This is a genomic window from uncultured Thalassolituus sp., from assembly GCF_950066645.1.
GTDB lineage: Bacteria > Pseudomonadota > Gammaproteobacteria > Pseudomonadales > Oceanobacteraceae > Thalassolituus.
Map to the genome: position 1 here is coordinate 71506 of NZ_CATMFB010000012.1, position 22101 is coordinate 93606.

Annotated in this window: 20 protein-coding genes; 11 read left to right on the top strand and 9 right to left on the bottom strand. The window is 54.6% G+C overall.

Annotation, left to right across the window (positions count from 1 at the left end; genetic code table 11):
• Nucleotides 1-6: 6 nt before the first annotated feature.
• The 5 genes from Q1L85_RS12015 to Q1L85_RS12035 form a co-directional block, all read right to left on the bottom strand.
• The gene (locus Q1L85_RS12015; protein WP_307726824.1) at nt 7-1065 is read right to left on the bottom strand and encodes a nitronate monooxygenase family protein; all 1059 of its coding nucleotides are present in this window, start codon (nt 1063-1065) and stop codon (nt 7-9) included.
• Nucleotides 1066-1147: 82 nt separating this feature from the next.
• Nucleotides 1148-1444 (bottom strand): hypothetical protein, encoded by a 297-nt coding sequence (locus Q1L85_RS12020; RefSeq protein WP_300426437.1) that lies wholly within the window; start codon nt 1442-1444, stop codon nt 1148-1150.
• A 96-nt stretch (nt 1445-1540) separates the two neighbouring features.
• Complete coding sequence (locus Q1L85_RS12025) at nt 1541-2893, bottom strand: HAMP domain-containing sensor histidine kinase (RefSeq protein ID WP_300426438.1); 1353 nt, start codon at nt 2891-2893, stop codon at nt 1541-1543.
• A complete protein-coding gene (locus tag Q1L85_RS12030) occupies nt 2893-3588 on the bottom strand; it encodes a response regulator transcription factor (protein WP_300426439.1) in 696 nt (231 codons plus the stop codon). Before Q1L85_RS12030 ends, Q1L85_RS12025 begins: the two co-directional genes overlap by 1 nt.
• A gap of 76 nt (nt 3589-3664) precedes the next feature.
• On the bottom strand, nt 3665-3961 hold the full coding sequence (locus Q1L85_RS12035; protein WP_300426440.1) for a late competence development ComFB family protein: 297 nt from the start codon (nt 3959-3961) through the stop codon (nt 3665-3667).
• 119 nt (nt 3962-4080) lie between these two features.
• On the opposite strand from Q1L85_RS12035, the gene Q1L85_RS12040 reads away from it, so the two are divergent.
• Nucleotides 4081-4494, top strand: coding sequence for an HPP family protein (locus Q1L85_RS12040; RefSeq protein WP_300426442.1), 414 nt, complete (start codon nt 4081-4083; stop codon nt 4492-4494).
• Here Q1L85_RS12040 and glmU read toward each other — a convergent pair whose 3' ends face one another.
• Nucleotides 4495-5856 (bottom strand): bifunctional UDP-N-acetylglucosamine diphosphorylase/glucosamine-1-phosphate N-acetyltransferase GlmU, encoded by a 1362-nt coding sequence (gene glmU, locus Q1L85_RS12045; protein ID WP_300426443.1) that lies wholly within the window; start codon nt 5854-5856, stop codon nt 4495-4497.
• A gap of 391 nt (nt 5857-6247) precedes the next feature.
• Between glmU and Q1L85_RS12050 the strand changes: the two genes are divergently transcribed.
• The 5 genes from Q1L85_RS12050 to Q1L85_RS12070 all read left to right on the top strand — a co-directional run bounded on the left by Q1L85_RS12050 (nt 6248) and on the right by Q1L85_RS12070 (nt 14626).
• Nucleotides 6248-7015, top strand: a complete 768-nt coding sequence (locus tag Q1L85_RS12050; protein ID WP_300426445.1) for a hypothetical protein — start codon at nt 6248-6250, stop codon at nt 7013-7015.
• Nucleotides 7016-7369: 354 nt separating this feature from the next.
• The gene (locus Q1L85_RS12055; RefSeq protein WP_300426446.1) at nt 7370-9034 is read left to right on the top strand and encodes a GH3 auxin-responsive promoter family protein; all 1665 of its coding nucleotides are present in this window, start codon (nt 7370-7372) and stop codon (nt 9032-9034) included.
• Nucleotides 9031-10131, top strand: a complete 1101-nt coding sequence (locus Q1L85_RS12060) for a hypothetical protein (protein ID WP_300426447.1) — start codon at nt 9031-9033, stop codon at nt 10129-10131. The genes Q1L85_RS12055 and Q1L85_RS12060 overlap by 4 nt, the downstream gene beginning before the upstream one ends.
• Before the next feature lie 70 nt (nt 10132-10201).
• Nucleotides 10202-11341, top strand: coding sequence for an efflux RND transporter periplasmic adaptor subunit (locus Q1L85_RS12065; protein ID WP_300426449.1), 1140 nt, complete (start codon nt 10202-10204; stop codon nt 11339-11341).
• 15 nt (nt 11342-11356) lie between these two features.
• Nucleotides 11357-14626 (top strand): efflux RND transporter permease subunit, encoded by a 3270-nt coding sequence (locus tag Q1L85_RS12070; RefSeq protein WP_300426451.1) that lies wholly within the window; start codon nt 11357-11359, stop codon nt 14624-14626.
• Between the two features lie 79 nt (nt 14627-14705).
• On the opposite strand, the gene Q1L85_RS12075 is transcribed toward Q1L85_RS12070, so the two are convergent.
• The gene (locus tag Q1L85_RS12075) at nt 14706-16400 is read right to left on the bottom strand and encodes a CapA family protein (protein WP_300426453.1); all 1695 of its coding nucleotides are present in this window, start codon (nt 16398-16400) and stop codon (nt 14706-14708) included.
• An 87-nt stretch (nt 16401-16487) separates the two neighbouring features.
• The gene (locus Q1L85_RS12080) at nt 16488-17300 is read right to left on the bottom strand and encodes a metal ABC transporter solute-binding protein, Zn/Mn family (protein WP_300426455.1); all 813 of its coding nucleotides are present in this window, start codon (nt 17298-17300) and stop codon (nt 16488-16490) included.
• 57 nt (nt 17301-17357) lie between these two features.
• Between Q1L85_RS12080 and Q1L85_RS12085 the strand changes: the two genes are divergently transcribed.
• From Q1L85_RS12085 to Q1L85_RS12095, 3 genes are read left to right on the top strand one after another with little or no spacing between them, the layout of a single operon-like run.
• On the top strand, nt 17358-17822 hold the full coding sequence (locus Q1L85_RS12085) for a Fur family transcriptional regulator (RefSeq protein ID WP_300426457.1): 465 nt from the start codon (nt 17358-17360) through the stop codon (nt 17820-17822).
• Entirely contained in the window at nt 17819-18571 is a 753-nt protein-coding gene (znuC, locus tag Q1L85_RS12090) for a zinc ABC transporter ATP-binding protein ZnuC (RefSeq protein ID WP_300433234.1), read from the top strand. Before Q1L85_RS12085 ends, znuC begins: the two co-directional genes overlap by 4 nt.
• Nucleotides 18564-19355, top strand: coding sequence for a metal ABC transporter permease (locus tag Q1L85_RS12095; RefSeq protein WP_300426770.1), 792 nt, complete (start codon nt 18564-18566; stop codon nt 19353-19355). The genes znuC and Q1L85_RS12095 overlap by 8 nt, the downstream gene beginning before the upstream one ends.
• Here the strand turns inward: Q1L85_RS12095 and Q1L85_RS12100 are convergent.
• Nucleotides 19333-19953: an SCO family protein gene (locus Q1L85_RS12100; protein WP_300426771.1), complete on the bottom strand. Its 621-nt coding sequence runs from the start codon at nt 19951-19953 to the stop codon at nt 19333-19335. The two genes, Q1L85_RS12095 and Q1L85_RS12100, sit on opposite strands and share 23 nt — an antisense overlap.
• 21 nt (nt 19954-19974) lie before the next feature.
• Between Q1L85_RS12100 and Q1L85_RS12105 the strand changes: the two genes are divergently transcribed.
• Together Q1L85_RS12105 and Q1L85_RS12110 are read left to right on the top strand one after the other, a co-directional pair.
• Entirely contained in the window at nt 19975-21345 is a 1371-nt protein-coding gene (locus Q1L85_RS12105) for an MATE family efflux transporter (RefSeq protein WP_300426772.1), read from the top strand.
• Nucleotides 21346-21435: 90 nt separating this feature from the next.
• Nucleotides 21436-22095, top strand: coding sequence for a hypothetical protein (locus tag Q1L85_RS12110; RefSeq protein ID WP_300426773.1), 660 nt, complete (start codon nt 21436-21438; stop codon nt 22093-22095).
• Nucleotides 22096-22101 lie beyond the last annotated feature (6 nt).

Genomic DNA, 22101 nt, shown 5'->3' on the forward strand with positions numbered 1-22101 from the left:
TTTCCGTCAGGAAAAGAAGCGGTTATTTGCGTCCTGCAAAGCCTTAGCTTCACTGGTGATACGGTCGACCAGCTGCTGTACCGTGGGAATATCTTCAATCAGCCCCTGGGTCTGACCGATAAACTGCACCCCTTTATCCAGGTCGCCATCAATAGTGGCAGCCTGCAGCCGTGGCACACTGGCTCCGAAATAGGCCAGCAATTTGATCTTATCAAGCATCACCAGCATCCCCAGCATAATCTTCCACACTGGTTGCTTAACAATCTTAGCGGCCTTAGTCGCTTCAATCCCTGCAAGAATGAGATTCATCGGACGTTTTGTTTCTTTAACAGACCGTGGCGTTTTCATAACCCGGGCCCAGAGACCATCGAAGTTCTTCGAATAAATGGTTTCCTGCTCTGTCTTGCTGACGACGGTTTCTTTCACCTTGTTGTGCAGCGGGCTGTCTTTGCAGGTAGCAAAACGTGAGCCCATCGCTACCGCCTCTGCCCCGAGAGACAAGGCTGCCATCAGGCCCCGGGCGTCAGCAAAGCCACCGGTTGCGATCACTGGGATCTCTACCTTAGAGGCAATGCTTGGCACCAGAACCAGCGAAGTCACATCGCCGCCGTGAGCGGCCGCTTCATGACCTGTCACTAACAATGCATCGGCGCCAATGCTCTGGGCAGAAAGTGCGTGCTTTTCAGACACGACCGTCGCAATCACCTTGCCGCCGTATTCATGGGCTCGCTTCACCAGCCAGTCGCCTTTGCCGAGAGAAAAGTTAATGACCGGCACCTGTTCTTCCAGTGCAATCTCCGCATTCTCTTTCGCGCCAGGCATCAGCAAGGTCACGCCCACACCGAACGGCTTATCCGTCAGAGAGCGGATTTCACGAATGGAAGCGCGGGTTTCTTCCGGAGTCAGCGGGCCACTGGCGAGAATACCCAGACCACCGGCATTAGAAACGGCAGCCACCAGTTGTGGAGTAGATATCCAGCTCATGCCCGGCAGAATCAGCGGGACATCAATACCAAGGAGTTCGGTGATACGGGTTTTCATAATGCATTCCTGACTATCAGACAGGGCACACTCTAGCGCTTAGGTGAAATTTGTATATTGCCGAAATGACGCAAATAGAAAAGGGGGGGACGAAAGAGCGCTGCTCTTAACGGAAGCGCTGAGTATCAGCCTGCTGAACAAAATTGCGGAACATCTGCTGACGCTGTTCGGATGACATACCACGCAACTGCTCTAGATGCTGGAGCCGCTCCGTCGGCTGCGCTGCTCCGGTGGTACCCGGGTTAACCGGCAGGGACTGATAAAAACTGTCGAGGGCACGGCGCTGCTCTGGCAGGGTGTTGTTCCATTCGATACTCATCTGAGGGCGAGTGCCAGCATGTGGCGGATTCGCAAACGCCAGCGCAGACAGAGATGTAAGTATCAGGATTCCAATGAAACGCACGCAAAATACCCGTGAGATCTATTACTCACTCATTGTAACGGCAGATCTACAAATTTTTACAGCTGGCCGGGGTAAACTGAACGTAAAGAAACAGACTTACACATCCGGAGGCAGATCAATGATGGCCATCAGGCCACCTTCGCGGTGATTAAGCAGTCGGATACGGCCACGGTGATGGGAAATAACGCGGTGCGCGATCGCCAGTCCGAGACCAAAACCGCGATGCCCCTGTCCCAGTCGTTCACGCGCGCCTTCCGCCCGGACAAACGGACGCAGCAGGTCTTCAAGCTTATCCTCAGGAACTCCCGGGCCATGGTCGCGGATAACGACCCTGAGCATGCCATCACGCATACGGGCACTGACATCGACACTGGTGCCAACATGCGTATGCAGAAGCGCATTACGGGTGATGTTCTCGAAGGCGGACTGCAATAGCTTGCTGTCACCAAAGACGGTTTTCAGATCGCTGGCCAGAGTCAGATTAATGATGCTTTCCTGACGTTCGAAGCGTGCATCCTCCACCACCTGGTTCAGCACCTGACCGCAATCAACATGCCGCCAGTGACTGTGATCCTGCTGGGTTTCCAGTTTCGCCATATTGAGCAGATCTTCGATCATATCGTTCAGGCGCTGGGTTTCCAGCTCGATACGGTCAAGGTGCTCTTCCTGTTCCGGGACGGCATCCAGCCGTGCAAGCTCAAGCGCGACGGTGGTCCGCGCCAGGGGAGAACGAAGTTCATGAGACACATCACTGACCAGCTGCCGCTGATCATGAATAAGGCGCTCAATATACGACGCCATATGGTTGAATTCGCGACTGAGTTCACCCAGTTCATCGCGTCGCTTCAGCGAGCGCAGATCCATACGCGCAGTCCAGTCACCACTGGCAAACGCCTGAACGGTTTTCTGCATGTACCGCACAGGACGGGTGAGATACCCCGACAGTATCAGCCCCCAGATAGCGAACAGCAGCAACGACGCCAGTAAGCCCCACCCCAGATAGGCTGGCAGGTTGAACACCACCAGCGGATGAAGAAACTCAACAACCAGCAGATAGACCCGCCCTTCTGCGCTTTCGATTGGCGCCTTCACAAGAATCTCGGAGCGCCCCAGCGGATTAATCCGGGCCTCATAGGTATCCGGTGAATAGGCGTAATCCATCACCCCCTGCGGGACGACGGGTAACAGGCTGAGCCCCTGATCATCGAATACGTACGCATTGACGCTTGGATGACGGTCAAAACGCAGCAGCCATTCCAGCAGAAGAGGCTCACCTCCCTGTTGCAGAATCAACTCGGCGGCCGAAATATAGCCACCAGTAGGAGCGATCAGATTGGTAGAGTCATTCGACCACTGACGATAATAGGCCGCCAGAACGAGTGTGACGGTGGCCGTAATGACCGCCGTCACCATAAAGGCGAGATAGATCTTTAGGAAAACACCACGCATCAGGCTTTCGCGACGGCTTGCCCCGTCTGGTACATATAACCAACACCACGCACGGTTTTGATACGTGGAGAGCCATCATCAAGCGGCCCAAGTTTTTTACGAAGATTACTGAGGTGCATATCCAGGCTACGGTCGAACAGAGTGAGCGAGCGCTGCATAGACTTCTCGGCCAGTCGATTTTTATCGACGACTTTTCCTGCTTCACGGGCCAGCACGGCAAGAATGTTAAATTCGGTGACGGTCAGCTCCAGCAGTTCGCCATCGCGCTCTACGGTGTGCTGATCGAAATCGATCACGAGATCGTCAATTTCCAGCGTCGACGCTGTCACGTCGTGCGAACGCCCGCGGCGCAGAATAGATCGCAGGCGGGCTGACAACTCACGTGGATTGCAGGGCTTGGGAATATAATCGTCAGCACCGATCTCAAGACCTTCAATACGATCCATTTCATCGCCTTTGGCGGTGAGCATCAGCACGGGTAATTCACTGCGTTCACGAATGTTGCGCAGAATTTCAATGCCATTTCCACCCGGTAGCATCACGTCCAGAACCACAGCCTGGTAACGTCCACTGAGTGCTTCTTCCAGTCCTTCTTCGGCGGTATGCACCGCCGTCACACGAAACAGTTCGCGTTCCAGATAGCGCGACAGCAGGGCTGTCAGTTCCGTGTCATCATCCACTAACAATATATTCATTCGCGTCTCCACCCATCGCCCTCAGGCTCCGGTGCGTCCTTATAACCAGCGCTTCTTCTTTACAATAAACTCAGTATCACTGGATGTCATCGTCTGATTCGTCATCCCGGCCATGCTTATCCACAAAGGCTATCGCCTCGGACACCTGTTCGGATATCTGGGTCTTCATGGCCACCAGCTCATCCGGAGACATATAAAACGCCATGTCCACCTCGTAGCGAATGTAACGGGGTGGCAAACGGTTCAGTGCAACGCAGGCAATATCAGCCAGGTATCCACTGTCCCCCTGCCGCTGCATTTCCCTCAACTGACGCTGAATTTCTTCAGCCACCGGCTGTTCGTAGTAGTTGCGGATATGGTGGGAAATACTCATACAGCCTCCTCTGTGCCAGTAATGACCCGCACAATCAGCGAATCAGACTCTCTGAACAGAATAGCAGGTCAGCCATCCTCTGCTTTAATTAGTGTGTCAGATAACAGGAGGCATCAGGGATGCAGACGATCAGTGACATTATGACCCGCGATGTAGTCACTCTGAGCCCAGAGGACACTCTCTATGATGCGGAAAAGTTAATGAGAGAACGACATGTCCGGCACATACCGGTCGTGAACAGCGATGGCGCCATCGAAGGCGTTCTCAGCCAGAAAGAATTTCTGCGTGAAGCCTTCCGCATCACCGATAAATTCGGGGCGCACCATCTTCAGGAATATCTGGCAAAAACCGGAGTGAAAGACTGCCTGTCTGCCGATGTCAGCCTGGTCGATGCCGACCTGCCGCTGAAAGGCGCTGGCGAAAAACTGCAGAAAGAAAAGAGTGGTTGCCTGATGGTTGCTGACAGCGAGCGGCGACTGCTCGGTATCGCAACCTCTCAGGACTTTGTGCGGTTGGCGCTGACCCTGCTCTGATCAATCTTTAACAGGACGCTGCCAGCCTGAAATATTGCGCTGCTTCCCACGAGCAACCGCCAGTTCGCCGTCCGCGACATCCTTGGTCACCACGGAGCCTGCGGCCACAGTCGCTCCCGCACCTACAGACACCGGCGCTACCAGAGAAGAGTTGGACCCGATGAAAGCGCCGTCACCAATCTCAGTACGGAATTTATTCACCCCATCGTAGTTGCAGGTAATCGTGCCCGCGCCAATATTGGCGCCTTCGCCTATCACAGCGTCACCAATGTAGGTCAGGTGGTTCACTTTTGAGCCACGTCCGATAACCGATTTCTTCACTTCACAGAAGTTACCCACACGGGCACCTTCCGCAAGGTCAGCGCCCGGACGCAGACGCGCATAAGGCCCAACAGAAGCGGCGGCTGCAACACGGGCATCTTCGATGTGACAGAAGCTCTCAACCTCAACTCCCGCACCGATACGGCTGTTACGCACGACGTTATAGGCGCCGATACGAACACCATCTTCCAGGACGACATCCCCTTCAAAAATACAGCCCACGTCAATAAAGACATCCTGCCCACAGGTCAGTGTTCCGCGGATATCCAACCGGGCCGGATCGGCCAGAGCGACACCACCGGCCATCAGAGCTTCGGCCAGCTGTGCCTGGTAAATGCGCTCCAGACGAGCCAGCTGAATTCTGTCATTCACCCCTTCAACTTCGCTGGCAGACGCAGGCTGCAACGCCTCAACTGCCACGCCATCGGCAACGGCCATCGCGATGATATCGGTCAGATAGTATTCGCCCTGTGCATTATCCGCAGACAGCTGGGGGAGCCATTTTTTCAGTAGCGCAGCAGGCACCGCCATGATGCCGGTGTTTACTTCCTGCACCGCACGCTGCGCTTCGGTTGCGTCTTTGTGCTCGACAATGGCCTGCACTGCACCATCACTGTTACGGATAATACGCCCGTACCCGGCAGGGTCTTCCAGGGTTACGGTCAGCAGACCCAATGAACCAGACGCCGCAATGGCGGTGAGTTTCTCCAGTGTTTCCGTGCGGATCAGCGGCACATCGCCGTACAACACCAGTACCACCGCCGTATCAGCAATGGCCGGAAGCGCCTGCGCCACAGCATGACCCGTCCCTTTCTGTTCAGACTGCAGTGCCCAGGTCACGCCTGAGTCGGCAAACATGGCTTTCACCTGCTCCGCACCATGACCGATGACAACGTGCTGCGCGGCCTCCGGCAACGCACTGGCCGCCGCCAGAACGTGTCCTAACATGGGCTTGCCTGCAAGAGTATGGAGAACTTTCGGCAGCGGCGACTTCATGCGTGAGCCTTTACCGGCAGCCAGGGTAACAACAGCGAGAGACATAGACGTTTCCGGTCCTGAACAGTAGTTGGGAGGTATTCTATCGGGCAGCCACAGGGTTGCAACCTGCCATAACCGGTCATTTTGGTGCCATCTGGCACAAATAATACGTCAGCTAACCGTAAGGCCGGAAAAGTGCTCTGGCTTTTACGGCCTGATTAAAATTAACATTAGTTCACAGAGAGCAGTTACAGAGCCAACCTCTTGTAACAGCGGGTAACAAGAGTAGCTTTTGTGGCCAGACCCTCCTGAGACGATCAGGTACTTTTTAAGCCACAACTTCTCTGACCGACAGGACCCGGGGTAGACCCCAACAGCCGGATGCTGACTGATACACCGTACGCCCCAGGCGGCGGTAAAAAAGAACAATAATAAATTCTCATCAGAGGCCGACATGAAAACTAACGCAAAGCTGTCCTGCCGTTTTTTCCGTATTCATGACATCAGCATCCCGAAAATGCTTGAGATGCACGCTGTGTTTTCTCAGTACTATCACAATGCCGACCTGGCAACTTTCATTCAGGATATGAACAAGAAAAGTGGTGTGTTCATTCTGAAAGATAAGACGGCAGGTCGCATCGTCGGCTTCAGCACCTGGAACGAAGTAGAAATAGATTACCGTGGGAAGAAAGCCATCGGGGTCTTCAGTGGTGACACCATTGTTGAAAAGGAATACTGGGGCAACAAGGCGATGCACACCGCCTTTGCCATCAAGATGCTGTCAACCAAACTCCTGAACCCCAGCACCCACGTTTTCTGGCTGCTGATCTCCAAGGGATACAAAACCTATCTGCTGATGACCAACAATTTTCAGCGTTTCTACCCTCGCCATGATCAACACGATGTTGAGCTGGAAGGCCTCGTAGACCAGTACTGCAACAAGCTGTACCCGGATTACTACCAGGCCGACAGCCGCATTCTCGATTTTGGTGACGGCTATCACGCTCTGAAGTCTGATGTTGCCGCGATCACCTCCAGCATGTGCGCTGATAACGACAACATCCGTTTCTTCAATGAGCGCAATCACGAATGGCGTCGCGGTACCGAGATGCCATGTATTGGTGAAGTCTCAGCGAGTGCTCTTTGGCACTTCTTCAAAAAAGTGACTGTTGGGGCCTTCCGGGTGCGTAAAGCACGTCGCCTGCAAAAATCGATGGCCTGAACTATCCTGACAGGAATGGATCATTTTGTGACAAAGTCCCTAAAATGCGCCAAACCCGAAGGCTCTGCCGGCCAAAGAATTTTGTTCAGTACGACTTTATGATTAAATTCCAGCAACCGCTCTGGCTATCCGGGCCGGGCTGGAAATAACAAGAATATAAAACAGATCTCACCAGGATACCCCCGGAGCCTGTTGCGCTGGCGCTGACGCCACTTCGCAGGCTTCTGCACCACCGGAACATGACGCACAGTCAGCCAGGCGCTGGACTGTCCGTCTGTCGTTAACATTTCCGGCTTATCCTCCTGAGTTCTGTATGGGTTACGCACCCACACCATGACTTTACAGGAGCTTCTGATGTCCGCCCTCAATAAACTGGCCACCTCCATTCTGCATTTCGCTTCGGCGACCCTGACCAGTCAGGGAGCGAAGAAATTTGTAGATGCCAGCCATGATATCGAGGCGCAGCAGCGCGCCATTCTGAAGAACACTCTGGCCATGGTGGTCGGAACTGAATCCGCCCGGAAGCACGGACTGACCACCTCCATGTCGGTCGAAGAATTCCGCGAGCAGGTGCCGATCACTGACTACGACTACTGGCACGATATGATCGTAGAGCAGCAACAGTCCGGCAAACCTATGCTGACAACGTCAAGCTGTGACCGCTATCAGCCGACCAGTGGCTCGACCTCTAAAATCAAATGGATTCCGTATACCCGTCCATTCCTGGACCAGGCGGATCAGGCAATCAGTCCGTGGATGTCTGACCTGTACTCCAGCTTCCCGGGTATTAAGAAAGGCCGCCATTACTGGTCGCTGTCCTGGGTGCCGAGCGATCTGCGAAACGCGGTCAGCGAAAGTATCAATGATGACCTGCAACTCCTCCCATGGTGGAAACGCCTGTTTATGGCCGGCACCATGGCAGTACCTGAGGGCGTCTCGCTGGCTGAGTCGTCGGATGAATCCTTCTTTGCGACTTCCTGTTATCTGGTGGCCTGTACCGATCTGTCGTTTATGTCCGTATGGAGCCCGACCTTCGCCATGAGCCTGCTGCAGATGATGCAGGAGCACCGCGAAAAAATTGCTGAAGTACTGGAAACCGGTCGCTGGGTCGCGCCGTTCGACAGTCTGAAAAATGTTGAGCCGCCGAAAAATGCCAAAGCCGCCGCGTACATGCGCCAGTGGGATGGAGAAATCACCCCGGCATTTACCAAAGCCATCTGGCCCGATCTGGCCCTGATCAGCTCATGGGACACGTCATCATCAAAAGGCTGGGCTGAGAAACTTCAGGCCATTTTCCCGCACAGTGGATTCCAGGGCAAAGGCCTGTTCGCCACAGAAGGTGTGGTGACGTTCCCGATGGGAGACCTGTACCCGCTGGCGTTTACCAGTCACTTCTATGAATTCGAAGATCTGGACACCAATGAGATTCTGTTCAGCTGGGAGCTGAAAGAAAACATGCGTGTCCGTCCGATCCTGACCACCGGTAACGGCCTGCTGCGGTATTCCACCAAAGACATGCTGCTGGTGACGGGCTTTATCAACCAGTGCCCTTGTCTGCGCTTTATCAGCCGTATTGATGGTGTTGATATGGTGGGCGAAAAACTCTCACCGGATTCCGCGGTAAAACTGATCGATCATTTCTCAGGGGTCGCCGGCATGTCGCCCGTTACTCTGCTGGCTCTGCCGTCCTCCGAAGAACGCAACAAGCCCGTCTATGCCCTGCTCTGTAATGGCGGTGATGACGCCGTACAGCAGCGCAACGAACTGAGCCGTCAGCTGGAAGATCAGCTGTGCCAGCACTTTCACTACAAACTGGCGCGGGAACTCGGTCAGCTTGGACACGCAGAAATGCTGGTCGTACCGGATGCGATGGAGGTGTACACCTCTCATAAAATCGCCGGTGGTATGGTGGCGGGCAATATCAAAATTGAGCCGCTGGTACTCTGGCAGAACAATCAACTGCCAGACATTATCCGTTCAACGCTGAAAAACAGCAGTGCAGCGGAGGCTGGTGCATGAGCCAACGTTTCGTTCTCCGTCCGACACAGGAGTCCGACTCACCCGGTTTAATGGAACTGTTAGCAGATACGCCTCAGGAAGGCCGTATCCTGCTGAACTTTGAACGCCAGCCAAACTATTTCTGGGCCACCTGGGTGGGGACCAGCGCCCCTGACCTGTGGGTGATGGAAGATACTGAGCAGAATCGTTTTGCAGGTGCTTTCAGCATGGGGCACAGAGACGTCTTCGTAAATGGTGAGCGCCAGTCAGTTCGCTACGGCAGTGACCTGCGCGTGCACCGCGATTATCAGGGCGGCCGCGCTCTGCTGCGTCTGATCAAAAAAGCAGCCGAGGTGATTGGTGATGATTTTTATCAGACCGTGATCCTCAAAGATAACGCAGCGTCCATGAACACCATAGGTTCAGGTCGTCTTAAAGTGCAGCCGAAGTATTACCCTGCGGGCGAACACAGAACGAATATGATTGAGCTGCGCCAGCGCGAAAAACGCAAAACCGGTTCGCAGGTGCGCCGGGCAACAGCAGACGATATCGCTACCATGCAGGCATTCTTTGATGCCAATGCCGGCAAAAAACAATTTTATCCCTGTTATGATTTTTCCCGGCTTGGCAGTGACGATGCGTATTACCGTGACATCCGCCTGGAAGATTTCTTTCTCGCCTTCAACGAGGGTGAGCTGGTCGGTATGACCGGTCTCTGGGATCAGAAGAAGTTCAAGCAGACCCGCATTGCCGGATACAGTAAAGCGCTGCAGATTGCGCGGCCTTTCTACAACGCCTGGGTGAAAGTGTTCGGTGGGCTGAGTCTCCCTGCCGCCGGCAGCCTGACCAGCTACACCTACATGCATGCGACGGTCGTCAAAGAAAACAATCCGGAGTTACTGGCAGACCTCATCGCCAGCATCCGCCGGGAATTGCACAACGGCCCATACGATGCTCTGGTGGTGGGTTTCGACAGCCGTGATCCGCTGCACAAGGCAACGGATCCCTATAAAAAAGAAATTCTGTACAGCTGCCATTTTATGGCTGGATTCGGTGACGATCCGATGGACGAGCTTGGCCGGGATAAGCTCATGTACCTCGAAACAGCGCGCCTCTGAGGCGCGCCTTTAGTATTTTCCTGTGCATTGTGTCAGCGCATGATGACGGTAACGGACGACAGAAAACCTTATGAAGAAGTTTAAGTTCATTATTATCGGCCTGATCCTTCTGCTGGCGGCAGGTGCAGGCGGTTATTATCTTTATATCAATGCCCCGAAACCGGTCATGCAGGAACGCAGGGTGGATATCCCCATCGTACCCTTCACTCAGGTCAGTATCAGCAGCCAGGCTATTCCGGTGATGACACGGGGCCGCGTAGCTTCTGCTCAGATTCATAAAGTCGCCAGTCAGGTATCTGGTCTGGTCACGGACCTGAGCCCGAACCTGACCAAAGGTGCCCTGATTAAAAAAGGCGATCTGCTCGCTCAGATCGACGATCAGCCAATCATCCTGGACATTGCGCAGAAGAAAGCCAACCTTGCGCAGACCCGGCTGAAGCTAGAAGAAACAGAAGCTAACGCCCGGGTAGCACGACGCCAGGCCGGTAAAAACTCGTCTGATTTTGCCCGTTTTGTCCCGCAACTGGAGTATGCCACCAGTCAGGTCGAAGCCGCGCAGGCCGCCCTCGATTATGCCAACCGTCAACTTGAAAACACTCAGATTATTGCCCCCATCGATGGCAAAATCGTTGAGGTTTACATCAACCGTGGTGACCTGATCCAGACCGGTACACAGGTGGCCGTGATTTACGGCATGGATAAAGCCGAAGTTCGACTGCCTCTGAGTGATCATCAGCTGGCAATCATCGGTGCACAGGAAGCCTACTCTGACGATATGGGCCCGCGCTTTATGCCAGAGGTCACCCTGCGCGATTACGAAAGTGGTGATGAATGGGCCGGTTATCTGGTCCGCACCGACGGCGAGCGCTCCCGTAACCAACTGCTCTATGCGGTGGCTCAGGTTTCGGGGCCTGACATGACCGGGAATCAGGGTCGTTATCTTGTTCCCGGTTCGTTTGTTGAGGCAGAAATCCGTGGCCGCGAAATCCGCGATCTGAGAATTCTTCCCCGCGAAGTTGTTCAGCCTGGTGACAGTGTCTGGATGATCAACGCAGATAACACGATTCAGCTCCAGCCGGTCGATATCCGCTACCGGGGTAAAGATCAGGTTTATATTGATACCCTGCTGCCACCGGGCACCCGGATTATTTCCGGTAACTTTCACCGGCTGGTCGAAGGTATGACCGTCAGTCCGGCTAATCGCAAATAATCCGGCGGAGTTACTATGAAGCAATCAATCCGCTGGTTTGCTGAAAACCCGGTCGCCGCTAATCTGCTGATGATCTGTCTGGTCGTACTGGGCCTGATGGCCATCCCCGAAACCAGAAAAGAACTGATCCCGAATGTTTCACTGAATAAGCTCAGCGTACAGGTTAAGTTGCCCGGTGGTACCGTTGATACGGTAGAAAATAACGTCTGTAAATCCATTGAAAACCGGATTTACGACGTACAGGGCACACAGAATATGGTGTCGATGGCCTACGATGGCCTCTGCGCAATTACTCTGGACATCGTCGATGGGCATGATTCGAAAGAGATCATGGACGAAGTCAGTAAACGGGTGAATGAACAGGGCCTCTTACCTGAAGACGCCGAAGATCCGGAAATTCAGGAATTATCAGTGAAAAACCGGGTCGCCAAACTGATTATTTACGGAAATACCGGCTATACCGCGCTGGCAGAAACAGCACGTGCCCTGCGTAACGAGCTGATGGAATACCCGGACGTCAGTCTGATCGAACTGATGGATATGAGTGATTCTGAAATCCGTATCCAGGTACCGGCACATAACCTCGAAAAATATAACCTTACCTTTGACGATATTGCCGGAATGATACGTGCGCAGACCGGTTTTCTTCCGGGCGGTGTACTTGAGACAAGTGACGGCGACATTCTGATTACCAGTGACGCCTACAAAGATTCGGCCGAAGCTTACCGCAATATCATTATCTATTCAGATGCGACGGGCGCTGAAATTCTGCTGCGGGACATCGCAGAAATTACGGATACCCGTTTCAGCGCGTCATCCAATGCGACCTTTAATGGCGTTCCTTCCGTTTCTATGGATATCTACCGGGTCGGCGATCAGAGCATCATGGATATCGCGTCTGTACTGCACACCTTTGTCGACCGGCTGAACCTGCCCGATGAAATTAATACCCATATCTGGCAGGACGAATCCAAACACCTGAAAAGCCGCATTGAGCTTCTGCTGGAAAATGCCTATCAGGGCTTAATACTGCTGTTTATTACCCTGCTGTTGTTCCTCAACGGCCGCCTGTCGTTCTGGGTGAGTATGGGTATTCCGATTGCCTTCCTCGGCACGCTGTTTGTGATGCCAATTTACGATGTTTCGATTAACGCGGTGTCACTGTTCGGCTTTATTCTGGTGCTCGGTATCGTAGTGGACGACGCGGTCGTGGTCGCTGAGTCGATTCATTTAAAAAATGAAGCCGGCATTTATGGCACCCGGGCGGCCCTCGAAGGCGTCTACGAGGTATACAAACCAATTCTGTTTGCAGTCGCCACGACAGTCGTCGCCTTTATGCCGCTGCTGTCGCTGCCGGGGCCAGAAGGCAAACTGATGCAGGCCATCCCGATTGTGGTGATCGCGACACTGGTGTTTTCTCTGGTCGAGTCTCTGTTTATTCTGCCTGCACACCTGTCTCACACCAGTGCTCCGAAAGGGAAAAAGAAAGAAGCCATCCCGACTCTGAAAATGATTCAGGACCGCTTTGATCAGGGCCTGCGCTGGTTTGCACAAACGGTTTATGCCCCGGTACTGCGCTCCTGTCTGCAGATGAAAGGGCTGATTGTGCTGGGCTTTACCATCGCCTTCGTTCTGATGCTGGTACTGATGCTCACTGGCTGGATCCGCTCTTCTCTTTTTGCAGAGGTAGAAGCCGACGCCGTGGTGGCAAAACTCGCCCTGCCGGAAGGCTCACCGCGCCATAAAACAGAAGCCGTTGTCGCACGCCTGACCAACGCAGCAGAGCTGCTTAAGCATCGCTATGCGATGGCGGACACACCGGCAATTGATCACATCTATGCGGTAGTGGCTCCGAAAGACAGTAAGAGCAATATAAAGTCGTCGCAGGATCTTGATCACACGGCGGAGATTACTCTGGAACTCGTCCAGCAGCGCGACAGTCGCGTCAGTGGCCGGGATATCATTTCTAAATGGCGGGAAATTGCTGGCGAAATTCCTGAAGCCAGTCAGCTGAGCTTTACCGCCAGCCTGAACCCGGCCCGTCCGGACCTGCAGGTAGAACTCAGTTCAAACAACCCGGATGACCTGAAGGCCGCGGCCAACGAGCTGGTCGATGCGCTTAAGCGTTTTTCTGGTACGTACGATGTCCGCCACTCTCAGGAAGACCGTAAGCAGCAGGCCGATATTGTGCTGCGCGATAATGCCAACTCTCTTGGGCTGACCCAGCAGGGTGTTGTCAGTCAGATTAATAAATCCTTCCAGGGCAGCGTCGTTCAGCACGTTCAGACCCGGGACGATGAAATTGAAGTCTGGCTCGGCCTGGCCGAAGACGAGCGGGAATCGTCATGGCACCTCGAAAATATGCATATCCGCTATGCCGACGGTCAGTATGTGCCGCTCTATTCTATTGCCGATATTATTTATCGCGATGCACCAACACATATTAAACGTGGCGAACGTAAGCGTGTGGTCACCGTCAGTGCGTTTGTCGACAGCAGTAAAAACTCGGTGATGCAGGTGCAGAAACTGATGGAGAAAGACATTCTGCCTCAGCTGATCGCGAAGTATCCGGGCATGAGCTGGAACCCGGGAGGTCAGCAACGTGACCTGGCGGCGTTTATGTCGACCCTGCTGAATTACTATCTGATTGCGGTGCTCGGGATGTACCTGCTGATGGCGGTACTCTTCCAGTCTTACTCACAACCGCTGATTATTCTTTACGCGATTCCGTTCGGCATTATGGGGGCAGTGATCGGCCACCAGCTGTTTGGTATGGTAATCAGCTCATGGTCGTATGTGGGCATGGTGGCCGTCAGTGGGGTCGTGGTGAACGATAACCTGGTGCTGATGGATTACATCAATACCAAGCGCGCCGAAGGGGCGTCTATTTATGACGCCGTACTGGAAGCGGGTCAGGCCCGTTTCAGACCGATTCTGCTGACCTCTCTGACGACGTTTGCCGGACTGGTACCACTTCTCCTTGAAACCAGCCTGCAGGCACAGTTCCTGATTCCTATGGCCATATCACTGGCGTTTGGCGTGCTGTTCGCCACCGCGATCAGCCTTCTGCTGGTACCCGCCACTTACCTGTTACTGGACGACGTCGTCGTCGGTTCGAAGAAACTGCTGTCGAATCAGAAAGTGGAAATCACCGTAGAACAGGCCTATGAAATGGGCTTCCAGAAAGGGGCTGCGAATGTGCGCACCCGCAACCCGTTTGCCAACGAAGATCTGCTGGCGGCCAGCTGGGATGCGGGTTATCAGGATGGGCAGAGCACCCGCTGAAGGGTATGCCCCCGCCTGCGCGGGGGCGACGCCTGAGATTCCCTACCGGTGCAACCAGGCGTCATAAAAGGTCTATGAATCAGTTCACTGTGATGTAAGGGATCTGATCCACCAGATCACTGACAACCACTCCGTCTTCCCGTGGGAAGCATTCAACAAACTGCCACTCAATCTCGCCCACGGCAAAGCGCTCGGGGTTATCCCGCAGGCGCCCGAAGGTCACTTTCGCCACCGCGCCATATCCATAGTGCATCAGGCCGGGGGCATTACGCTTGGTCAGCCCGAAACAGAAGCCACCCAGCGAATAAGCGGCCAGCGCATTCACGCCGTCTTTGTCGTGCAGAGCCAGCGGCTGTGGCGTGTGCGAATGATGGCCGATGACACCGTCAAACAACCGGAGCCAACGCTTCATATGCGTCACAGCCCAGGGACGGGGATAACACTCCATTTCGTATGCCCAGTGAGGGAACAGGAGGTTAAATGCATCGTCACGGCGGTATTGCTCAGGGGTTTCATCCAACCAGGCAAGCTTGTCTCCGTCGTGACGGTTACTCCACTGAGTGGCGGCAATCACACGTAATGACGGATGCAGATCGGCGAACGGTTCATTTCTGAGGCCCACGCGGTGGAATCCTGCCTGACTGAATTGATCAGCCGAGCAGTCACATTCGTCCGGGCCAAAATCACCGGCATGGTTATTCGCAAACGACAGCCAGGTTTTTTCGGCAGGAAACATATCCGCCAGCTGAGTAATAATGTCCCGCTCATGCTTCTGGTCGGGTCCTTTTTTCGCGCAATCCGTCACCACGCCTTCCATATTCAGCATCACGGCATCGCAGGGTGCGAAAAATGCTTTCAGTGACTCCGAGGCCGCCCAGGGTTTGCCAAACATCATCATCACGTCACCACCAAACCCGACGGTCACTTCCGGGATAATATCGTTGGCGGTTGTTTTACGGCTGATGTACTGAATATTTTCAGGGTTCTTTTTCGATGGCCCTTTCAGGTTACGCCACAGAAGAGAAAGTGCATCCAGAGCGCGCGGGTACGGATCATGCCAACGGCGCTTCTCTTTGCGCCCGCCGACGTGAAATGTTTCACCCAGAATTTCATCCACTTCTTTCTCACGCTGATCCCAACGACGGGACTGCAGGTGAGTAAAGGCCAACGCCAGGCGCCAGGTCAGGATATACAGCGGAAAATACAGGCTGTATGCCGCGGTCATCCAGCTGTAACTGTCGACCCAGACACCGACCTGGTCGGCGTTTGTCAGTGTATAAACCGAAATAATTTTGCAGATATTGGCGGCGATCAGCAGCACCCACCAGAGAGGCACCAGCCAGTTCTCTGCCCGGTGTTCGTGACTGACGGGCACCGAACGTCGCCACATGGCGATCATCATGCGCAGAGCAAAGAAAATACCCAACATCAGACGGGTAAAAATAATCATCGAGTTCGCCAGCGAATGATGACGCTCTTCATAAATCGCAACGAGATTCCGGGCGGCGAAATACAACCAGACAACAAAGAAAAATGTCAGAGCAATCAGTGTCGCCAGAATCTGACTGGCACGGATGTAGCCATCCGTTTTCAGCATGCTCTGATCCTCTGGCAACAGCGCAGAAATCAGAGTTTCCTGAGACACATCGGCAACACCATACAGGGAATAAATGCCGTGAAAGAAACCAACAATGGTGAGAACGCCAGAAATCACCAGCATAGGCAGAAGCCAGCGGTTCAGGCGGTGAAGATCGTAAAACGGATAGGGTTGCATCTGCGTCCGTCCCTTCGGTGTTCTTATTGTTTATTGTCCGACAGGCTGATGCTGGGCGCCGCGGAGCGCCCGCTTAACGGATGCCTGTCACAGGGACAGACAGTTTACCGCACGATCAGCAAGATCCCGTAAAAAATATGGGTAACCATCGCTGCTCAGATCGATATGTGCGCCAAGTGGGTCAAGTTCACCATGTTTGACCGGAAGATCACCCACCACACTGACGACCAGCGCCGGTGAAAATTCTGGCTCACGGAAAACGCAGGCCACTTCGCCACGACGCAACTGATCCCGCATCATCTGCAGGGTGCGCATACCAGGCTTCTGTTCCGGAGTCAGGGTAAACGCCCCGACCTGGTTCAGGCCACGCTCATACACCCAGTGATCGTAGGCCCGGTGGAAAACAAAAAATCCCCGGTCTTTCACCGGTGCCAGCACCTGATCGCTATAGAGCACAGCCCGTTCAACCTGACGGGCGAAATCTGAAGCGTCTTTCCCCAGCGCATCAGCCAGTGCCGCCTGAGCTTTGAGAACCACAGGTACAGACAACCAGTAATGAGGATCACGAGGCTGCTCTGGCGTTGCCAGCTTTGACAGATCGATCCAGGTTTTGTCTGGCCAGCGACGCGCAAAACCACTGAGGTAAGGCTCAGCCACCGGGCCAGTCCAGAGAATCACGTCAGCTTCCTGCAGGCGGTCAACATCGGAAGGACGCAGTGCAAAGTCGTGCGGGCTTGTTCCCGCAGGGAGAAGGGTCTGCAGCTGATCACTGTTCACAACAGAGGCCGCGACAAGTGCCAGAGGGTGAACACTGGCAAGCACTTTCTTTTCTGTTGCGGCCCAGAGGTTAAAAGACAATGTGGTGAAAATCACCAGAACGGCAGTCTTCAGGAATTTCATGATGGTAACCGGGGTAATCTGTCGTAGAATTGCTACATTATAACCTAAGGTGAGCTTATGCCCCATACCCATGATCATGGCCACTGCATCGATACTGCGATGGCCGCAGCACGTCGCCTCTGTGAAGAACGCGGTGCCCGGCTGACCCCGGTAAGGCGCCGTGTGCTTGAGCTGGTATGGGCGAACCACAAACCTACCGGTGCCTACGAGCTGCTGCCGCAACTGGCACAGGACGGGTTCAACTCGGCCCCTCCGACCGTCTACCGGGCGCTCGATTTTCTGCTCGAACTGGGGCTGATACACCGAATCAGCTCACTGAATGCTTTTATTGGCTGCGATCATCCCGGCAGCGCCCACCCGACCGGCTTTTTTATCTGCCACAAATGCGGGGAAGCCACCGAATTGCCTCCCGATGAGTTAAGTGCTCTGGCGGAGCGTCTGGAAGCACTGCTGGGCGTGCGGGTCGAAGGTGAAACGCACGAGCTGACAGGACTGTGTTCCAATTGCCGGAAAGCCGCATGAATCAGGCACCACTCCTGGAAGCCAGCCACCTGTCGCTGAGTTTCCGTCAGAAAACCGTACTCGACGACATCAGTCTGACGTTACTGCCAGGGCAGATTATTACCCTGATCGGCCCCAACGGGTGTGGTAAATCGACACTGACAAAAGTGCTGCTCGGCCTGCAGAAAACAGACAGCGGGCGTGTCTCCCGCCGCAAAGGTCTGCGAATCGGCTATATGCCACAGAAACTTACCCTTGATGAACGTATGCCGTTGTCGGTCAGTGGCTTTCTTGGGCTCACCCGGGACGCCAGACGAGCGGACATTGACCATTGGCTGGCACGTCTCAACATTACCCAGCTGGCATCACAGAGTGTGCATAACCTTTCCGGTGGCGAGTGGCAGCGGGTTCTGCTGGCGCGCGCACTGCTGATCAAACCGCACCTGCTGGTGCTGGACGAACCCGTCCAGGGTGTCGATGTTCAGGGCCAGCTGGAACTTTACCGACTGATCCCGGAACTGCGCGACGAACTGGGCTGCGGTGTTCTAATGGTGTCTCACGATCTGCATCTGGTCATGGCTGCCACGGATGAAGTCATCTGCCTGAATGGACACGTCTGCTGCTCAGGGCACCCCGAATCAGTCTCTGCCAACCCGGCGTATCTGGAACTGTTTGGCCGTCGCCTCGACAGCAGCATCGCGCACTATACCCACCACCATGATCACGAACACTGTGATGGTCACCATCACGGAGACCACACGCATGACTGACATTCTGCAGGCCTGGTGGCTGATGCCACTCTTCGCCGGCGTCCTGCTGGCGCTCTCGGCCGGCCCGCTGGGCAGTTTCGTGGTCTGGCGCCGCATGGCTTTCTTTGGGGATACGCTGGCACACGGTGCTCTGCTGGGCATCACGCTGGGCGTGCTCAGCGGAATTGATCTGACGCTGGCACTGATCACAGGATCTGTCGGGCTCGCGTTGCTCTTGCTGCCACTGCAGCAGGCCAGCCGCCTGTCTTCGGACACTCTGCTCGGCATTGTCTCGCATGGGACGCTGGCTGTCGGTCTGGTCGCACTCAGCCTGGCCGATGGTATTCGTGTCGATCTTATGGGATATCTGTTCGGGGATCTGCTCGCCATCGACAGTACCCACGTGGGCTGGCTGCTACTGTCGACTGGCCTGACCCTGGGACTGATTGCGTTTTTCTGGGATGCGTTACTGGCCGTGACCGTCAGCCCATCTCTGGCACGTATCGAAGGCCGCCCGGTCGCAGCTCTGGATCTGCTGCTGATTATTCTGCTCGCCTTTACGGTGGCTCTGGCGATGAAAGTCGTCGGTATTCTGCTGATCAGCGCCTTGCTGATTATCCCACCGGCGGCGGCCCGGTCACTCAGCCGCTCTCCTGCTCAGATGGCAGCACTGGCGTCTCTGGCAGGCGTAGTCGCCGTCATGATGGGAATGAGCGCTTCCTTTTTCTGGGATACGCCGGCAGGCCCGAGCATCGTTGTTTCGGCCATGCTGCTGTTCTCGCTCAGTCTGCTGAAGCGTGACTGAGAAGCGCCTGCAGCACTGGCGCCAGACGCGTCGGTTGATGGGGAGGTTCGATATAGCCCCGATAATTACCAGCCGGGTCGAGTAATACGATATTCGCTGAATGATCCATCAGGTAGGCCTGTCCTTCCCCCCGCTCAACGCGGGCATAAAAAGCATTCACCGCCAGAGCCAGCTCACTCAGGCTCCGCTTATTGCCCGTCAGAGCAATAAACGCGGGATTAAAGTAATTAAGATACGGGCCAAGGCCGTCAGGTGTGTCCCGCTCCGGATCGACACTCACCATAACCACCTGCAGCGCTGACTGCTCCTCCGGGGTCAGTTGCTTCCAGGTCTTACTGAGATGCATCAGTGTCATCGGACAGACATCCGGGCAGAAGGTGTACCCAAAAAACATCACCACCCACTTTCCTCTCAGGGAAGAAAGGTCAACAGGCGCCCCCTGCTGGTTCTGAAAAGACAGATCCGGCACTGGCATACCCTCAAACAGCACCACGCCTGCCGCCCGGTTCAGTACCTTGTCAGCGGTTGGAGGGGCCAGCAGAACCCCAGCGATAAATGCTGCAGCGAGTGCAGAACCCAGTAAAATCGCCCTAAACATCAGAATCTCCGGACTAATCAAATGTCATCCCGCTCTATTGTAACAGCGTCAGGACAATCGCTGCCTGCGGCAGATCAGCGCACCATCTGGGCGCTCAGCTGGCCCATCATACTGAGCAATATCACTGTCCCGCTGCTGGGGCTGATCGACACCGCGATTCTGGGACATCTGGATGAGATTGAACCACTCGCGGCCGTCGCAATCGGGGCGCAACTATTTACTCTGCTGATCTGGAGCTTTGGCTTTCTGCGGATGGGCACAACCTCCCTGACCGCTCGTCACCTCGGGGGCCACGGACAACAGTTAACAATAAGAGTACTTGAGCAGGCTGTGTGGCTGATTATTCCTGTCAGTCTGATATGTCTGACCCTCGCATACACGCTGATCCCTGTCGTTCTGCCTCTGTATCAGGCCAGTTCAGAAGTCACTGCAGGCGCTGGACACTATCTGGCGATACGTTCCGCCGGCATTCCTCTGGTACTGCTGCAGTACGCTCTGACGGGGTGGTTTATCGGCCGCGGAGAAACCCGCATCCCCATGGTGATGCTGATCAGCGCAAACCTGATCAATGCCGCTGTCGACTTTCTGCTGGTCTGGCACTTTTCAATGGGCGTCGCCGGGGTTGCCATTGGCAGCCTCTGCGCCGACGCTACTGCCGTGATCATCGCTCTGGCCGCTGCCTGGCAACGGGGACTCAGATTTCCACTGCGCCGGCCGTGGTTTGAATTTCAGCGGCAGATGCTGAGAGTAAACAGCGATCTCTTTGTGCGTACGTTCTGCCTGCTGATGGTATTCGCCCTGTTCACAGCCCTTGGTGCACGTCAGAGCAGTGAAGTGCTGGCGGCCAATGCCATCCTGATTACCCTGCTGCTGTTTATATCCAATGCGTTGGATGGCTTTGCGCATGCAACAGAGACACTGACCGGACAGTATCTGGGCGCACGCCACTATGTGGCGCTGCCACGGATCTGTTTTCTCACTCTGACTGACAGTGCTCTGGTTGCCGCAGGGCTGGCTGCAATACTGTACTGGGGAGGTGACACACTGCTGATGTTACTGACAGACCAGCCTGCACTGATCCCACAGCTGATGGATATTCACCTCTGGTTGTGGCTGTTGCCTGTCACAGGGTTCCTCAGCTACTGGCTCGATGGCCTTATGATTGGTGCTCAGGCCACCCGGGCGATGCGTAACACTATGCTGATCGCCGCCGTTGTTATCTTTGCCCCGCTGGCGACACTGCCTTTATGGTCAGAAAACTGGCACCTCACGGGCGTCAGAAATGAGAACACACTGCTCTGGATCGCCTTTCATGTCTTTTTACTGGCGCGGGCAAGCTTACTTTTTCCCACTTTTCTGACACTTTGCAGAAATCCGGCGAAATTTTCCTGATGATTCTGGCGTATGCGTCAATCTTTACTATACTTTTTTTGTGAGGCGAGAAACAAAGCCGTAACTTCTTGTTTTTAAAGGAAAATAAAATTGTCAGCACACGCAGCATTCAACACGGAAGCCCTGTCAGCACTGATCGAAGACGCCCTCAAGCAGGAAGAAAAACACCACTTACTGGCAAATCTGATACGCCATCGCCTGGATGACATCAGTCGCATCATCCGTCTGCCAGACAACGATCCCGTCATGCACCTCTGTCAGTACGTTGTCGATTACATCCGCTATCTGCCCGCCATGCTGAATGATCTGGATACCGCAGCAACACAGACCGGCATGACGGCAGTGACGGACCCGGTTATCCGCGCTGCACAACAGTTTTTACTGACACCACCAGCCGAACTGGAAAAAGAAACTGGCTTAATTGCGCTGATGGATGAAGCCTACCTGGCCTTCCGTCTGTTGGAAGAAGTTAACGAATCCTGCATTCACCGCATCGGCCAGCCACTGATTCCGCTCGATATGTGTCTGTCGAATATCATGATTCATACTCTGATCGGCGAACCCTTCGCTAATGAGCTGGACGCGATGGTAGAGCTGCGCGTCGAACGCCTGTTCGAAAAGCGCCGCAGCTACGAAGACACGGCATTCGGAAGCTTTATGCAGCGTCTGAAAAGCGCTGACGTCGCTCACCTTGGGCAACGCTGGTCCTGCTTTTCATCGCAGCTGGGGTGTGCCAGCGCTCTGCTGTAATTCTGC

Coding starts and splice junctions, on each gene's coding strand:
- Q1L85_RS12085 (WP_300426457.1), top strand. CDS start 17,358: ATGCCCCATACCCATGATCATGGCCACTGCATCGATACTGCGATGGCC.
- Q1L85_RS12060 (WP_300426447.1), top strand. CDS start 9,031: ATGAGCCAACGTTTCGTTCTCCGTCCGACACAGGAGTCCGACTCACCC.
- Q1L85_RS12035 (WP_300426440.1), bottom strand. CDS start 3,961: ATGAGTATTTCCCACCATATCCGCAACTACTACGAACAGCCGGTGGCT.
- Q1L85_RS12095 (WP_300426770.1), top strand. CDS start 18,564: ATGACTGACATTCTGCAGGCCTGGTGGCTGATGCCACTCTTCGCCGGC.
- znuC (WP_300433234.1), top strand. CDS start 17,819: ATGAATCAGGCACCACTCCTGGAAGCCAGCCACCTGTCGCTGAGTTTC.
- Q1L85_RS12055 (WP_300426446.1), top strand. CDS start 7,370: ATGTCCGCCCTCAATAAACTGGCCACCTCCATTCTGCATTTCGCTTCG.
- Q1L85_RS12025 (WP_300426438.1), bottom strand. CDS start 2,893: ATGCGTGGTGTTTTCCTAAAGATCTATCTCGCCTTTATGGTGACGGCG.
- glmU (WP_300426443.1), bottom strand. CDS start 5,856: ATGTCTCTCGCTGTTGTTACCCTGGCTGCCGGTAAAGGCTCACGCATG.
- Q1L85_RS12080 (WP_300426455.1), bottom strand. CDS start 17,300: ATGAAATTCCTGAAGACTGCCGTTCTGGTGATTTTCACCACATTGTCT.
- Q1L85_RS12050 (WP_300426445.1), top strand. CDS start 6,248: ATGAAAACTAACGCAAAGCTGTCCTGCCGTTTTTTCCGTATTCATGAC.
- Q1L85_RS12040 (WP_300426442.1), top strand. CDS start 4,081: ATGCAGACGATCAGTGACATTATGACCCGCGATGTAGTCACTCTGAGC.
- Q1L85_RS12100 (WP_300426771.1), bottom strand. CDS start 19,953: ATGTTTAGGGCGATTTTACTGGGTTCTGCACTCGCTGCAGCATTTATC.
- Q1L85_RS12070 (WP_300426451.1), top strand. CDS start 11,357: ATGAAGCAATCAATCCGCTGGTTTGCTGAAAACCCGGTCGCCGCTAAT.
- Q1L85_RS12105 (WP_300426772.1), top strand. CDS start 19,975: ATGTCATCCCGCTCTATTGTAACAGCGTCAGGACAATCGCTGCCTGCG.
- Q1L85_RS12065 (WP_300426449.1), top strand. CDS start 10,202: ATGAAGAAGTTTAAGTTCATTATTATCGGCCTGATCCTTCTGCTGGCG.
- Q1L85_RS12075 (WP_300426453.1), bottom strand. CDS start 16,400: ATGCAACCCTATCCGTTTTACGATCTTCACCGCCTGAACCGCTGGCTT.
- Q1L85_RS12030 (WP_300426439.1), bottom strand. CDS start 3,588: ATGAATATATTGTTAGTGGATGATGACACGGAACTGACAGCCCTGCTG.